The organism is Pseudomonas entomophila (assembly GCF_023277925.1).
In the GTDB taxonomy this organism is placed as follows: domain Bacteria; phylum Pseudomonadota; class Gammaproteobacteria; order Pseudomonadales; family Pseudomonadaceae; genus Aquipseudomonas; species Aquipseudomonas entomophila_D.
In genome coordinates this window covers 5,583,103-5,597,918 of the sequence record NZ_CP063832.1, presented here as the reverse complement: position 1 = coordinate 5,597,918, position 14,816 = coordinate 5,583,103, and the positions used below count along the sequence as shown (strand labels likewise).

Genomic DNA, 14,816 nt, shown 5'->3' with positions numbered 1-14,816 from the left:
GTCTCCTTCAGAATGTGAATCGTTGATGTTCGGCCACGGCGCGCGCCACCCAGACGCGGGCCTGCCCAAGGTAATGAGTGGGGTCGAGCAAGCGGTCGAGTTCATCGGCGGACAACTCGGCGCTGACCTGCGGTTCGTCGCCGAGCACGGCACGCAGGTGGCGTTGTTCGGCCACCGCACGCTGGCAGCACTGCTCCAGCAGGTGATGGGCACGGTCGCGCCCCAGGCGCTGGGCCAGGACAATACTGACCGCTTCGGCCAGCACCAGGCCCTGGGTGAGGTCGAGGTTGCTGCGCATGCGCGCGGTATCCACCTCCATGCCCTCGGCGATCACCTGGGCCTGGCGCAGGGCGCCGGAGACCAGGCAACAGATCTCCGGCAAGGTTTCCCACTCAGCGTGCCACAAGCCCAGGCTGCGCTCGTGCTCCTGGGGCATGGCGGCGAACAGCGTCGAGACCAGCCCTGGCACGCGGGTGGCGGCGCCGATCAGCACCGCCGCCCCCACCGGGTTGCGCTTGTGCGGCATGGTCGAGGAACCACCCTTGCCTGGCGCGGAAGGCTCGAACAGCTCGCCCGCCTCGGTCTGCATCAACAGGCTGACATCGCGGCCGAACTTGCCCAGGCTGCCGGCGATCAGGCCCAGCGCCGCCGCGAACTCCACCAGGCGGTCACGCTGGGTGTGCCAAGGTTGCTCGGGCACGGTCAGTTTCAACTGTTCGGCCAGCGCCTCGGCCACCGGCAGGGCCTTGCTGCCCAATGCCGCCAGGCTGCCAGAGGCACCGCCGAACTGCAGTACCAGCAGGCGCGGACGCAGTTCCTTGAGGCGCTGGCGATGGCGAGTCAGGGCGCCGAGCACGCCAGCCAGTTTCATACCCAGCGTCACCGGTGTGGCGTGCTGCAACCAGGTACGCCCCACCAGCGGCGTGTCGGCATGCTGCAATGCCTGACGGGCCAGGGTGTCGGACAACTTGGCGAGGTCGCTTTCTATCAGCGCCAAGGCATCGCGCAATTGCAGTACCAGGCCGCTGTCCATCGCATCCTGGCTGGTGGCGCCCAGGTGCACGTAGCGCTCGGCTTCAGGCACGCCGCTGGCGACCACCTTGCCCAGCGCCTTGACCAGCGGGATCGCCGAGTTGCCGGCGATGGCGATGGCCTGCGCCAGGGCCTGCACATCGTAGCGCTCGGCCTTGCAGGCCGCCTCGATGGCCATCACCGCCGTGTGCGGCACCAACCCTGCGGCCGCCTCGGCACGGGCCAGGGCGGCTTCGAAGTCGAGCATGCCTTGCAACCGCCCGCGATCGGAGAAGACCTCGCGCATGGCCGGCGCGGTGAAGTAGGCATCGAACAGCTGGTTGCTCATGCAATGTCCTTAATGATCATGGTGCAGGTACGCCGCCTGCTTCGGCAGGCGCAGGCTGAACAGGAAGGCTATCGCCATCATGGCGGTCACGTACCAGTAGAAGGTGTTCTCCATGCCCATGGTTTTCAAGCCCAGGGCCACGTACTCGGCCGAACCGCCAAACACCGCGTTGGCCACCGCGTAGGCCAGCCCGACCCCCAGGGCGCGCACCTGCGGCGGGAACATTTCGGCCTTCACCAGGCCGCTGATGGAGGTGTAGAAACTGACGATGCACAGCGCCAGGGTCACCAGCACGAAGGCCATGAATGGGCTGGTGACGGTCTTCAGCGCCATCAGCAGCGGCACGGTGAAAATCGTGCCCAGGGCGCCGAACAGCAGCATCGAGTTGCGCCGGCCGATTCGGTCCGAGAGCATGCCGAACACCGGCTGCAGAATCATGAACAGGAACAGCGCGCCGGTCATCACGAAGCTGGCGCTCTTGGCGTTCATCCCGGCCGTGTTGACCAGGTACTTCTGCATGTAGGTGGTGAAGGTGTAGAAGATCAGCGAACCACCGGCGGTGTAGCCGAGCACCGTGATGAAGGCAGCGGTGTGGTGACGGAACAGGCCGCCGATGCTGCCGGCGTCCTTGTCCTGACGGTTCTCGGCGCTGCTGGTCTCTTTCAGCGAGCGGCGTAGCATCAGCGAGATCAACGCGGCGATGGCGCCGACCACGAAGGGGATGCGCCAGCCGTAGGCACGCAGTTCTTCCTCGGTCAGCAGCTGTTGCAGAATCACCACCACCAGCACCGCCAGCAACTGGCCGCCGATCAGGGTGACGTACTGGAACGAGGCGAAAAAACCGCGCTGGCCACGCAGGGCCACTTCGCTCATGTACGTCGCGGTAGTGCCGTATTCACCACCCACCGACAACCCCTGAATCAACCGTGCCAGCAGCAACAGTGCCGGCGCCCAGGCGCCGATACTGGCGTAGGTGGGCAGGCAGGCGATGATCAGCGAGCCGAAGCACATCATCAGCACCGAGGTCATCAGCGAGTTCTTGCGCCCGTGGCGGTCGGCCAGGCGGCCGAAGATCCAGCCACCGATGGGGCGCATCAGGAAGCCGGCGGCGAACACCCCGGCGGTGTTGAGCAACTGCACGGTGGGGTCGTCGGAGGGGAAGAAGGCCGGGGCGAAATAGATCGCGCAGAAGGCATAGACATAGAAGTCGAACCATTCCACCAGGTTGCCCGACGAGGCGCCGACGATGGCGAAGATGCGTTTGCTGCGCTCTTCGCCGGTGTAGTAGCTGGAAGTCATGGTGTTTTTACTCCTGGGGGGCACTGCAAAGTCTAGACATACCCAGTAACAATCTCGTTCCACTTCAAGCCACCGATCCCTGTGTGGAAGCGGCCTTGTTCAGGATCAGACTCGCTCGATGGCCAGCGCCAACCCTTGGCCAACCCCGACGCACATGGTTGCCAAACCCTTGCGGCCACCGCTCTTTTCCAACTGGTGCAATGCTGTCAGCACCAACCGCGCCCCGCTCATCCCCAGCGGATGCCCCAGAGCGATCGCGCCACCGTTGGGGTTCACCTGTGGCGCATCGTCGGCCACGCCCAATTCGCGCAGCACCGCCAGGCCCTGGCTGGCGAAGGCTTCGTTCAACTCGATGACATCGAAATCCACCACCGCCACGCCCAACCGCTCGGTCAGCTTGCGCACCGCCGGCACCGGGCCGATGCCCATCACCCGTGGTGCCACACCAGCGCTGGCCATGCCCAACACCCTGGCGCGCGGGGTCAAGCCATGCTTTTTCACGGCCTCGGCCGACGCGAGGATCAACGCCGCCGCCCCATCGTTGACCCCCGAGGCATTGCCGGCGGTGACGGTCTTGTCCGGGCCATTCACCGGCCTGAGCTTGTTCAACGCCTCCAGCGTGGTGTCCGGGCGCAGGTGCTCGTCGCGCTCGACCACGGTTTCGCCTTTCTTGTGGGCGATGCGCACAGGCACGATTTCCTCGGCAAAGAACCCCGCAGCCTGCGCGACGGCCGCCTTCTGCTGGCTACGCAGGGCAAAGGCGTCCTGGTCGGCACGCGAGATTTTGTAGTCGTCGGCGACGTTGTCGGCGGTCTCGGGCATCGAGTCCACGCCGTACTGGGCTTTCATCGACGGGTTGATGAAGCGCCAACCGATAGTGGTGTCCTCAAGCTTCATGTTGCGCGAGTAGCCGCTCTCGGCCTTGCCCATGACGAATGGCGCACGGGACATCGACTCGACACCGCCCGCGATGGCCAGCTCCATCTCGCCGCTGGCGATGGCGCGAAACGCCGTGCCGATGGCATCCATGCCCGAGGCACACAAGCGGTTGAGGGTCACCCCGGGAATGCTCTCCGGCAGGCCGGCCAGCAACAGCGCCATGCGCGCGACGTTGCGGTTGTCCTCGCCGGCCTGGTTGGCGCAACCGAAGAACACCTCGTCGAGCTGATCCCACTGCACGCTTGGGTTGCGCTCGATCAGCGCCTTGAGCGGAACCGCCGCCAGGTCGTCGGCACGCACCCCGGCCAGGGCGCCGCCAAAGCGGCCGATGGGGGTGCGGATGGCGTCGCAGATGAAAACGTCACGCATCAGGCTTCTCCTGCCGTCTGGCCATGGGCCGCGGCGGTGCGGGCTTCAAGGTCACGCAGGGCGGACAGTTCGACTTCACTCGGTGCAGCGGTTTCCTGCACGTCGTCGGCGAAGCGGATGGGCCAGCCGGTAGCGGCGATGATCTGCTCACGGGTCACGCCCGGATGGATCGCGGTGACCACGAACTCGTGGGTCCCCGCTTCCGGCTCCATGATGCACAGGTCAGTGATGATGCCGACCGGCCCCTGCCCCGGCAGGCCCAGGCGCTTGCGCGAATCGCCGCCTTCGCCATGGCCGACCGAGGTGATGAAATCGAGCTTGTCGACGAAGGCCCGTGGCGACTGCTTGAGGATGATCAGCACCTGCTTGGCGGAGCCAGCGATCTCCGGCGCGCCGCCAGCACCCGGCAGGCGGGTCTTCGGCGCGTGATAGTCGCCGACCACGGTGGTGTTGATGTTGCCAAAGCGGTCGACCTGGGCGGCGCCGAGGAAACCGACATCGATACGCCCACCCTGCAGCCAGTAGCGGAAGATCTCCCCGGTCGGCACCACGGTGTCGGCGGTCTCGGCCAGTTCGCCGTCGCCGATCGACAGCGGCAGCACGCTGGGCTTGGCACCGATCGGGCCGGACTCGTAGATCAGCACCACATCGGGCGACGAGGTCAGGCGCGCCAGGTTGGCAGCCTTGGACGGCAGGCCGATGCCGACGAAGCAGACGGCGCCGTTGCGCAGGCGACGGGCGGCGGCGACGGTCATCATTTCGGAAGTGGAGTAGCTCATTGCGCGGCCTCCGCGGTGCTGGCCAACCTGGCCTGGAATTCGGTGAAGTCCTGGGTGCCACGGATATAGGTATCGACCCAGGTGCTGAACGTCTCGCGGTTGCGGGCGATCGGGTCCCAGGCCTGGTAGAAGCGGTTGTCGCGCTCATAGTAGCCATGGGCGTAGGACGGATGGGCGCCACCGGGCACCAGGCACACCGCGCTGAGTGCCCAGGTCGGCAGCACGCAAGCGTTCATCGGTGCATTGAGGTCATCGACGATCTCTTCGACGGTAACGATGCAGCGCTTGGCCGCCAGGGCCGCTTCCTTCTGCACACCCAGGATGCCCCACAGCAGCACATTGCCCTTGCGGTCGGCCTTCTGCGCGTGGATCACGGTGACGTCCGGGCGCACCGAAGGCACGGCGGCGAGCACTTCGCCGGTGAATGGGCAGGTGACACTCTTGATCAACGGGTTGACCTTGGGCAGGTCGGAGCCGGCGTAGGCACGCAGCACCGCGAACGGCAGCCCGGAGGCACCGGCGACATAGGCGTTGGCCAGGTCGGCATGGCTGTGCTCTTCGATCTCGATCGCATGCGGCCACTGCTTCTCGACAGCATCGCGCAGGCGGTGCAGCGAGCCGACACCCGGGTTGCCGCCCCAGGAGAAGATCAACTTGCGCGCACAGCCGGCACCGATCAGTTGGTCATAGATTAGGTCTGGGGTCATGCGCACCAGGGTCAGGTCGCGCTTGCCCTGGCGGATGATCTCGTGGCCCGCGGCGGTCGGGATCAGGTGGGTGAAGCCTTCGAGGGCGACGCTGTCGCCATCCTGGATGAACTGCTTCACGGCCTCGTGAAGCGAGAGGATTGCTGCCATTGGAGACTCCTGGTCAGGACGAGTCGGGTCAGTGAGCAGCGGGCCCATGCATCGCTGCGATGGGCTCAGATTAAGGAGAATGCGGGCAGCGTTACAATCCGATAATCGCACTATCGTTCGATTATCGAACATTTATTGCCTTGATCAGCATGCACTCAAGGAGCCGGCTTGCCGGCGAACACCGGCAAGGCCGGTGCCAACCACCGCATTGCCTGGTTCGCCGGCAAAGCCGGCTCCTACAGGGTGGGCAGCGCCAAGTCAGGTCGCGTCTGCGTGGCTCACCAGCCCCTTCAATACCACCCCTACCGTCGCCAATACCGCTGGCACCAGCAACGCCGTCAGCACCTGCTCGAAACTCCACCCCAAACCAAGCAACGTCGCCCCGCTCCAGGCCCCCAGAATCGCACCGAACCGCCCGATCCCGAGCATCCATGACACCCCGGTGGCGCGCCCTTGGGTCGGGTAGAACCGCGCCGCCAGTGAAGGCATGGCCGATTGCGCACCGTTGACGCACATGCCAGCGATCAGCACCAGGGTCGCCAACAGGGTGATGTTGCCCAGGCTCTGCCCCACCGCGTAGGCGAACACGCCGGCCAACAGGTAGAACAGGCCGATCACCTTGTGCGGATTAAAGCGGTCCATCGCCCAGCCCACCACCACCGCGCTGAGCACGCCCCCAAACTGGAACAACGCCCCGATGAACGCGGCCTGCTCCATGCTCGCCCCGCTGTCGCGCATCAAAGTGGGCAACCAACTGGTCAGCAGGTAGACAATCACCAGGCCCATGAAGTAAGTCAGCCACAACAGCACGGTGCCCAAGCCATAGGCTCCAGAGAAGATCACGGCAAATACATTACGCGTGGCAACGGCTTTCTGCTCCGGCACGCTGAAACTCGACGCTTGCGCGACCACCGTCGGCGCAATGGGTGCCAGGGTCTTGCGAATCCTGTCCACACTGCGGTTGCGCACCACCAGGAAACGCGCCGATTCCGGCAGCCAGGCCAACAGCACCAGCGCCAACAGCAAGGGCAGCACCCCGCCGATCACCAGCAGGCTGTGCCAGCCATAGGCCGGGATCAGCTTGGCGGACATGAAACCGCCACCGGCCATGCCCAGATTGAAACCACAGAACATGCTGGTCACCAGCAGCGACTTGAGACGCTCCGGCGTGTACTCGGAGAGCAACGTGGTGGCATTGGGCATGCCCGCGCCCAGGCCGAGGCCCGTGAGAAAGCGCAGTACCAACAACTGATCGACATTGCTGGCGTAGGCCGAAGCCAGGCTGAAACCACCAAACACCAGCACTGCCGCCACCAGCACGCCCTTGCGCCCGAAGCGATCGGCCAGCGGGCCGGAACCCAGCGCGCCAAACACCATGCCGATCAGCGCGGCGCTCATCACCGGGCCAAGGCTGGCGCGGTCGATCCCCCACTCCTGGGACAAGGCCGGGGCGATGAAGCCCATGGCCGCAGTGTCGAGGCCATCGAGAAAGACAATCAGAAAGCACAGGATGACCACCCGCCACTGATAACGCGACAGAGGCTGGTCATTGATGAACGACTGGACGTCGAGGCAGTGGCCGACGGTGGATTGCGGTTTGTTCATTATTGTTATCCAGGAGAGAGGCGCAGGCAGGCGACTGCGTAAAAGTAAAACGCAGGGGCAGGAAACTTCTCGGATATACAGGCGCTGGATCAGCCTGAAAGCAGTGGCACCGTGCGCGGGTGCGGCCGCGACAACAATAGAGGCGTTTTCATGGGGAGCCCTTTTGGCCTGTTGTTATTGTCGGGTCGGCAAAGCCGACTCGTGGACAGACATTAATCAGCAGGCGTGAGCTGCGCAATTCGCTGCAAACGAGATTGTGCGTTTATCGAACAGGAAAGCAGGCGGGCTGTTCGATTCAGGTACTGCATAACTTACCTGTAGGAGCGGCTTCAGCCGCGATCACCCGCGAATCGGGTGCCAGGCACAGCGATGCCTGCATCGCGGCTAAAGTTGCTCCTACAGTTTTTTTGCATGCCCGTCAGACTCGGTGAGTCAACCAAACAACTGATGACAAAGATCCCGGCTGGCCGCCAGCAGGATCGGCAGGAAACGCTGCTCCAGCTCACTGCGGCTGACCCGCCCAACATGGGTACTGACATTCAGCGCCGCCAGTACCTGCCCGGAGGCATCGTAGATCGGCACTGCAATCGAACGCAGCCCTTGTTCCAGTTCCTGGTCGACCACGCACCAACCCTGCTGACGCACCTGCTGGATACACGCGAACAACGACTCCGGATCGTGCAGGGTACGACTGGTACGGGCCTTGAGGTCGGCGCGCTCCAAGTATTCGTGAAGGCTGGCGTCGTCGAGCGCCGCCAGAAGAATGCGCCCCATCGACGTGCAGTAGGCCGGCAGCCGCCCGCCCACCGAGAGGTCCACCGAAATCAGCCGTTCCACCGTAGCCGAACGCGCTATGTAAAGGATGTCGTCACCTTCGAGGGTGGCCATGTTGGCCGCCTCGTGGAGCTGATCGCTGATCCGGTCCAGGTAGGGTTGGGCCGAAACCGCCAGCGGGGTCGAGGACAGGTAGGCATGGCCCAGCGTCAGTACCTTGGGCAGCAGCGAGTAGGTACGGCCATCGGTGGTCGCATAGCCCAGCTTGATCAAGGTGTGCAGGCAACGGCGCACGGCCGCGCGGGGGATCTCCGTGCGATGGCTGATCTGGGCGATGGTCAGGTGCCGCTTGCGCTCCTGGAAGGCTTGGATCACCGCCAGGCCGCGGGCCAGGGAGGTCATGAAGTCCGGATCGCCGGTGAACGCCTGGATACGCTTGGCCGCCGAAGCCACGATCGGGGGTGCCATGGCAGGCGTCGCGCCCTTTACAGGTTCGTTCGCCAAGGGGCCGTTGGTTTCTTCGCTCATGGACGTGCCTCAAAAAAACGCTGGTTTGTGCGATTATCGAACGAACGGCCGATAATCGCAATTGACCGCTGACACTTTTGCTTATACCTTTCCCCTGCCACATGTGGCTTCTTTGGAGAGACTGGTCAGGTACCCACCGCAGAAGTCCCAGGCAACGGCCTCGCCCTCCAGCGAGGCCGTTTTCATTTCAGCCGCTCGAAGTAAACTTCCACGCGTCAAGGCGTTTGAACTTCCTGACGACCGAAGGGACGATTGCCCACGACAGTCATTGACAACTTCAGTGACCTTGTCAGTAACAAGTAAAGAACGATAGTCTTCGACTTGGCGATTGCTATAATCGACTCCGTTGATTATCCAATCGCACTATGACGGATCCAATCGACCCACCTTCGTCGCTTTCCGACCTTAAGGACCCTTGCCTCAGGCATGGCTTGTCCGGTGGTGATCAAAGGCACTTTCCAGGTTGCCCATCACTCCCCACCCCGTGTCCTCGCGACGAATCATTTCGCGCTGGCGGTGCGCCCCCACATTAATTGTGCCCTTCAACGCCAGCGCCAAACTTCAACCTATTCAGGTATTACTGTGACGAAAGAAGAACTGCGCGCGGAACTCGAGCGCCAGGCCGAACGTTACAAGGATGTTTACGGTGGCGAAGTCACCACCTATGCCGCGCAACCCGAACCAGAACGCAAACCCTGGCGTAAACGCGCCACTGTCCGTGACCAGGCCTTTGCCCAGGAACTGGAAAAGATGGAGAAGGAACTGCGCACTGAAGGTGATGAACCTGCATGATGCCATCGCGCCATCGGCGATCGCCCTGGCGCGTTGAGCGTGGTCGAAACAGCCTTGATGAAATGGATTCACACAAATTTCATACAAACGTTTGAAACATGAATCACAATCAACCTACGCATTAAATCTCTGATTTTTCTAGAAATTGCCGAATTTTACGCGCATTTTCGCCCACCATCATATTGCCAGCTTCACCGCCTGCAACAGATGCCTGCCTGCCATCGGTCAGCGGCGGGTGCATCGATTGCCATGGTTTTCTGGCATAATCCCGCCCCCCTAAGACCGCCAGAAAACCTTCATGATCGATTTATTCAGCGGACTGGATGCCTGGGTTATCGTGAGCCTGACGCTTGCTTTGACCTTCGTCCTCGCATTCGAGTTCATCAATGGCTTTCATGACACCGCCAACGCGGTAGCCACTGTCATCTATACCAAAGCCATGCCACCGCACCTGGCCGTGTTCTTCTCCGGTGTGTTCAACTTCCTCGGGGTTTTGCTCGGCGGTGTCGGGGTGGCATACGCCATCGTCCACCTGCTGCCGGTCGAACTGCTGATCAATGTGAACACCGGGCACGGCCTGGCCATGGTCTTCTCGCTGCTGGCCGCGGCCATCACCTGGAACCTGGGCACCTGGTACTTCGGCATCCCGGCTTCCAGTTCGCACACCCTGATCGGCTCGATCCTCGGTGTCGGCCTGGCCAATGCACTGATCAGCGACATCCCACTGGGCGATGGCGTGAACTGGCAGAAGGCGATCGACATCGCCACGTCGCTGGTACTCTCGCCCATGGCTGGCTTTGCCGTTGCCGCCCTGGTGCTGCTCGGCCTGAAGTGGTGGCGCCCGCTGTCGAAGATGCACAAGACGCCCGAACAGCGCCGCAAGCTCGACGACAAGAAACACCCACCGTTCTGGAACCGCCTGGTGCTGGTGATTTCGGCCATGGGCGTGAGCTTCGTGCACGGCTCCAACGACGGCCAGAAAGGCATCGGCCTGATCATGCTGGTACTGATCGGTATCGTCCCGGCCAAGTTCGTCCTCGACCTGAACAGCACCACCTACCAGATCGAGCGCACCCGCGACGCTACGATGCACCTGAGCCAGTTCTACCAGCGCAACGCCGCCACCCTCGGCGAGTTCCTGGCACTGGGCAAGGCGCAATCCAGCGACCTGCCGGAGCAGTTCAGCTGCAACCCGCAGCAGACCGAACCGACCATCGCCGCCCTACAGTCCTCACTCGCCGGCGTGACCGACTACCGCGCCCTGAGCGCCGAGAAGCGCGTCGAAGTGCGCCGCTACCTGCTGTGCCTGGACGACACGGCGAAGAAGGTCGGCAAGCTGCCAGGCCTGGAAGCCCGTGAAAAGGCCGACCTGGAGAAGCTGCGCAAGGACCTGACCGCCACCACCGAGTACGCGCCGTTCTGGGTGATCGTTGCCGTCGCCCTGGCTCTGGGCCTGGGCACCATGGTCGGCTGGAAGCGTGTGGTGCTGACCGTCGGCGAGAAGATCGGCAAGCAGGGCATGACCTATGCCCAGGGCATGTCGGCGCAGATCACCGCCGCCTGTGCCATCGGCATGGCCAATATCTTCAGCCTGCCGGTGTCCACCACCCACGTGCTCTCCTCGGGCGTGGCCGGCACCATGGTCGCCAACAAGAGCGGCCTGCAGGGTGGCACGGTGAAGACCATCCTGCTGGCCTGGGTCCTCACCCTGCCGGCCTCGATGGGCCTGGCGGCCGGCCTGTTCTGGCTGGCGTCGAAAGCCATCGGCTGAGTGATTGCACCGAAATGAAAAAGGCGCCTCGAGGCGCCTTTTTCATTTTTTGCCATCTTGTTCGCCGGCAAGCCGGCCCCTACCGGATCGTGCGCACAGCCCTGAAGCTAGCGCTTCTTCCCGCCCAGCAACGACCCCATCAAACCACGCACCAACTGCCGCCCCAACTGATTGGCCGCCTGGCGCACCGCCGACTTGATCGCCTGCCCTGCCGCACTTTGCAGAAACTCCCCGGCCTTGTCGGCAAAACTGTCTTCATCCGCTTTGGGTTGCGGCGCCGGCTCCACCGGCTCGCCTTTGCGCTGGGTGAGCATTTCGTAAGCCGATTCCCGATCGATCGGTTTGTCATAACGCCCCGCCAGAGGCGAGGCGCCGATCAACGCACTACGCTCGGCGGCGCTCAGCGGCCCGATCCGTGACTGGGGCGGCGCGATCAGTACCCGCTGAACCATCGCAGGCGTGCCTTTCTCCTCCAGCGTGCCCACCAGCGCTTCACCGATCCCCAGCTCGGTCAGCACCGCCAGGCTGTCGAATGCCGGGTTGGGGCGGAAACCATCGGCCACGGCGCGCAGCGACTTCTGCTCCTTGGCCGTGAAAGCCCGCAGGCCATGCTGGATGCGCAGCCCCAACTGGGCCAGCACAGCATCGGGCAGGTCCCCGGGCGACTGGGTGACAAAATACACCCCCACGCCTTTGGAGCGGATCAGCCGCACCACTTGCTCCAGGCGGTCCTGCAAAGCCTTGGGGGTACCGTTGAACAGCAAGTGCGCCTCGTCGAAGAACAGTGCCAGCACCGGCTTGTCGGCATCACCACGCTCAGGCAACTGTTCGAACAACTCGGCCAGCAGCCAGAGCAGGAAGGTCGCATACACCTTGGGCGCGTCGTGCACCAGGCGGCTGGCGTCAAGCAGGTGGATGCGCCCGCGACCGTCACCGTCGGCCCGCAGCAGGTCCTCAAGTTGCAGGGCCGGCTCGCCGAACAACGCCTCGGCGCCCTGTTGCTCCAGGGTCGCCAACCGGCGCAGCAAGGCTTGAGTAGAGGCACTGGTCATCAGCGCGCTGTCCTCGCCCAGCAATTGGGGGTTGTCCTTCAGGTGCGCGAGCAACGCTTTGAGGTCTTTCAAATCCAGCAACAGCAGCCCTTCACGGTCGGCCACCTTGAAGGCTGCGTACAGCGCGGCCTGCTGACTGTCGGTCAACTCCAGCAGGTTACCCAGCAGCAAGGGGCCCATGTCGCTCAAGGTGGTACGCAAGGGGTGCCCGGATTGCCCGGCGACATCCCACAAGGTAACCGGATACGCCTGAGGCCTGTGGTTCAACCACGGCATCCCGGCGATCCGCTCGGCCACCTTGCCCTGCGGCATGCCGCTTGCGCCCAGGCCACACAGGTCGCCCTTCACATCCGCGGCGAACACGGCGACACCAGCCTCGCTGAACAGCTCGGCCAGGTGCTGCAAGGTGACGGTCTTGCCGGTACCGGTCGCCCCCGCCACCAAACCATGGCGATTGGCCAGGCGCATGGCCTGTGACACGGGCCGACCATCAGGGTCAGCACCTACAACCATTTGCGAAGAATCTGACATCTTGTTTCATCCCCTACTCAAGTTCTGCCACCTGACTGCCGATATTTCAAAATGATTCTTCCCAGAAAGACAGTAACAACCCGAAAAGGACCCACGGGAATTGTTGCACTGTTTTCCAGCCGTGCTTTGTGCGAACGACCCGATAAAAAAACCTTAGCGGACGCATCACGTCATGAATAAAAGCCTTCGTTTCAGCCACAAGATTCTTCTGGCGGCATCACTGATCGTGATCCTCGCCTTCAGCCTGTTCACCCTCTACAACGACTATCTCCAGCGTAATGCCATTCGCGCCAACCTGGAGAACTACCTGGCTGAAATGGGCGAGTCCACGTCCACCAATATCCGTAACCTGTTCGAAGGGCGTATCAAGCTGGTCGAGAACGTCGCCCAGAACCTCGCCCAGAACCCACAGAACGCCGGCGCCCTGCTCGGCCAGAACGCCCTGACCTCGAGCTTCCTGACCATCTACCTGGGCCAACCAGACGGTACCTTCATCGTACGCCCGGACACCAAGATGCCTGACGGCTATGACCCGCGTGTACGCCCTTGGTACAAGGACGGCCTGAACGCCAGTGGGCCGATGCTCACCGAACCGTACATCGACATGGCCACCAACAAGATGGTCATCTCGATCGTCAACACCGCCTCGCGTTCGGTCGGCGTGGTCGGCGGCGACCTGGCCCTGGACGGCCTGGTGGAGATCATCAACGCGCTGAACTTCGGCGGCATGGGCTATGCCTTCCTGGTCAACGACCAGGGCAAGATCCTGGTGCACCCGGACAAGAACCTGGTGATGAAGTCACTGTCGGACCTGTTCCCGCAGAACACCCCGCGCCTGTCCGGTGACCTGACCGAGGTCGAGCTCAACGGCCAGACCCGCCTGCTCACCTTCACCCCGGTCAAGGGCCTGCCTTCGGCCAACTGGTACATCGGCCTGTCGGTAGACAAGGAAAAGGCCTTCTCGATGCTCAGCACCTTCCGTACCTCGGCGGTGATCGCCACCCTGGTGGCGGTGGTGATCATCATCGCCCTGCTTGGCCTGCTGATCCGCGTGCTGATGCAGCCACTGCACACCATGACCCGCGCCATGGCGAACATCGCCGAGGGCGAAGGCGACCTGACCCGTCGCCTGGAGATCCACAACCACGACGAGTTCGGCATCCTCGGGACCGCCTTCAACCGCTTCGTCGAGCGAATCCACGGCTCGATCCGCGAAGTCTCGTCGGCCACCGAGCAGGTCAACGAAGTGGCCCTGCGGGTGATCAGCGCCTCCAACTCGTCGATGAGCAACTCCGACGAACAGTCCAACCGCACCAACAGCGTCGCCGCCGCCATCAACCAGCTCGGTGCCGCCGCCCAGGAAATCGCCGGCAACGCCGCCCAAGCCTCGCAACATGCCAGTTCCGCCCGCTTGCTGGCGGAGGAAGGCCAGCAGGTGGTGCAACGCAACATCGATGCGATGAATCGCCTGTCGGATTTGATCGTCACGTCGAGCGAGCATATCGAGACGCTCAACAACAAGACCGTCAACATCGGCCAGATCCTCGAAGTGATCACCAGCATCTCCCAGCAGACCAACCTGCTGGCACTGAATGCCGCGATCGAGGCCGCTCGCGCCGGCGAAGCCGGGCGTGGTTTCGCCGTAGTGGCGGACGAGGTGCGCAACCTCGCCCACCGCACCCAGGAGTCAGCGCAACAGGTGCAGAAGATGATCGAGGAGCTGCAGGTAGGGGCCCGCGAATCGGTCGACACCATGGGGCAGAGCCAACGCCACAGCCAGGACAGCATGGACATCGCCAACCAGGCCGGCGAACGCCTGGGCAGCGTCACCCAGCGCATCGGCGAAATCGACGGCATGAACCAGTCGGTGGCCACCGCCACCGAGGAGCAGACCGCCGTGGTCGATTCGATCAACATGGACATCAACGAGATCAACATGCTTAACCAGGAAGGGGTCGAGAACCTGCAGGCCACCCTGCGCGCGTGCTCGGACCTGGAGCAACAGGCCGGGCGCCTGAAGCAACTGGTGGGCAGTTTCCGCATCTGACCCCACGCCAGCCTTGCTGCGAAACCGGCAAGGCTGGCCCCCTCAGGGGCAGCACCACAACCCGATCGAACAAACTATCCTTCAAGAAGGTCAACCTTCAGGCGAGTCATCTT

The 14,816-nt window shown here is 63.3% G+C and carries 11 protein-coding genes and 1 pseudogene; 4 read left to right on the top strand and 8 right to left on the bottom strand.

All coding sequences use genetic code 11. The annotated features are described in order from the left end of the window. Nucleotides 1-7: 7 nt before the first annotated feature. The 7 genes from IM733_RS24830 to pcaR form a co-directional block, all read right to left on the bottom strand. Nucleotides 8-1,360 (bottom strand): 3-carboxy-cis,cis-muconate cycloisomerase, encoded by a 1,353-nt coding sequence (locus tag IM733_RS24830; RefSeq protein ID WP_248918892.1) that lies wholly within the window; start codon nt 1,358-1,360, stop codon nt 8-10. A gap of 9 nt (nt 1,361-1,369) precedes the next feature. Then, nucleotides 1,370-2,659, bottom strand: coding sequence for an MFS family transporter (locus IM733_RS24825; protein ID WP_248918891.1), 1,290 nt, complete (start codon nt 2,657-2,659; stop codon nt 1,370-1,372). Nucleotides 2,660-2,764: 105 nt separating this feature from the next. Further along, nucleotides 2,765-3,970, bottom strand: a complete 1,206-nt coding sequence (gene pcaF, locus IM733_RS24820) for a 3-oxoadipyl-CoA thiolase (RefSeq protein WP_248921234.1) — start codon at nt 3,968-3,970, stop codon at nt 2,765-2,767. Further along, complete coding sequence (locus tag IM733_RS24815) at nt 3,967-4,746, bottom strand: CoA-transferase subunit beta (RefSeq protein ID WP_248918890.1); 780 nt, start codon at nt 4,744-4,746, stop codon at nt 3,967-3,969. Before IM733_RS24815 ends, pcaF begins: the two co-directional genes overlap by 4 nt. Beyond that, nucleotides 4,743-5,603 carry a CoA transferase subunit A gene (locus IM733_RS24810; protein ID WP_248918889.1) on the bottom strand — a complete coding sequence of 287 codons (861 nt, stop codon included), beginning with the start codon at nt 5,601-5,603 and terminating at the stop codon, nt 4,743-4,745. The genes IM733_RS24815 and IM733_RS24810 overlap by 4 nt, the downstream gene beginning before the upstream one ends. A gap of 258 nt (nt 5,604-5,861) precedes the next feature. Continuing rightward, nucleotides 5,862-7,208, bottom strand: a complete 1,347-nt coding sequence (locus IM733_RS24805) for an MFS transporter (RefSeq protein WP_248918888.1) — start codon at nt 7,206-7,208, stop codon at nt 5,862-5,864. Between the two features lie 432 nt (nt 7,209-7,640). Then, entirely contained in the window at nt 7,641-8,510 is an 870-nt protein-coding gene (gene pcaR / locus IM733_RS24800) for a pca regulon transcriptional regulator PcaR (protein WP_248918887.1), read from the bottom strand. Nucleotides 8,511-9,092: 582 nt separating this feature from the next. Between pcaR and IM733_RS24795 the strand changes: the two genes are divergently transcribed. Together IM733_RS24795 and IM733_RS24790 are read left to right on the top strand one after the other, a co-directional pair. Beyond that, a complete protein-coding gene (locus tag IM733_RS24795; RefSeq protein WP_011532475.1) occupies nt 9,093-9,302 on the top strand; it encodes a hypothetical protein in 210 nt (69 codons plus the stop codon). A 298-nt stretch (nt 9,303-9,600) separates the two neighbouring features. Further along, entirely contained in the window at nt 9,601-11,073 is a 1,473-nt protein-coding gene (locus tag IM733_RS24790) for an inorganic phosphate transporter (RefSeq protein ID WP_011532474.1), read from the top strand. Between the two features lie 107 nt (nt 11,074-11,180). Here the strand turns inward: IM733_RS24790 and IM733_RS24785 are convergent, their stop codons facing one another. After that, nucleotides 11,181-12,656, bottom strand: coding sequence for a helicase HerA-like domain-containing protein (locus IM733_RS24785; RefSeq protein WP_248918886.1), 1,476 nt, complete (start codon nt 12,654-12,656; stop codon nt 11,181-11,183). Between the two features lie 172 nt (nt 12,657-12,828). Here IM733_RS24785 and IM733_RS25895 point away from each other — a divergent pair. Further along, nucleotides 12,829-13,845 (top strand): annotated as a pseudogene (locus IM733_RS25895) (HAMP domain-containing protein); the annotation flags it as partial. A 93-nt stretch (nt 13,846-13,938) separates the two neighbouring features. Beyond that, nucleotides 13,939-14,703, top strand: coding sequence for a methyl-accepting chemotaxis protein (locus tag IM733_RS25890; protein WP_373694313.1), 765 nt, complete (start codon nt 13,939-13,941; stop codon nt 14,701-14,703). The last annotated feature ends 113 nt before the right edge of the window (nt 14,704-14,816 follow it).

What these genes read in the sequence shown, in the direction of transcription:
- IM733_RS24815 (WP_248918890.1), bottom strand. Translation starts at nt 4,746, where the DNA reads ATGAGCTACTCCACTTCCGAAATGATGACCGTCGCCGCCGCCCGTCGC.
- IM733_RS24810 (WP_248918889.1), bottom strand. Translation starts at nt 5,603, where the DNA reads ATGGCAGCAATCCTCTCGCTTCACGAGGCCGTGAAGCAGTTCATCCAG.
- pcaR (WP_248918887.1), bottom strand. Translation starts at nt 8,510, where the DNA reads ATGAGCGAAGAAACCAACGGCCCCTTGGCGAACGAACCTGTAAAGGGC.
- IM733_RS24790 (WP_011532474.1), top strand. Translation starts at nt 9,601, where the DNA reads ATGATCGATTTATTCAGCGGACTGGATGCCTGGGTTATCGTGAGCCTG.
- IM733_RS24825 (WP_248918891.1), bottom strand. Translation starts at nt 2,659, where the DNA reads ATGACTTCCAGCTACTACACCGGCGAAGAGCGCAGCAAACGCATCTTC.
- IM733_RS24830 (WP_248918892.1), bottom strand. Translation starts at nt 1,360, where the DNA reads ATGAGCAACCAGCTGTTCGATGCCTACTTCACCGCGCCGGCCATGCGC.
- IM733_RS24785 (WP_248918886.1), bottom strand. Translation starts at nt 12,656, where the DNA reads ATGTCAGATTCTTCGCAAATGGTTGTAGGTGCTGACCCTGATGGTCGG.
- IM733_RS25890 (WP_373694313.1), top strand. Translation starts at nt 13,939, where the DNA reads ATGAGCAACTCCGACGAACAGTCCAACCGCACCAACAGCGTCGCCGCC.
- IM733_RS24805 (WP_248918888.1), bottom strand. Translation starts at nt 7,208, where the DNA reads ATGAACAAACCGCAATCCACCGTCGGCCACTGCCTCGACGTCCAGTCG.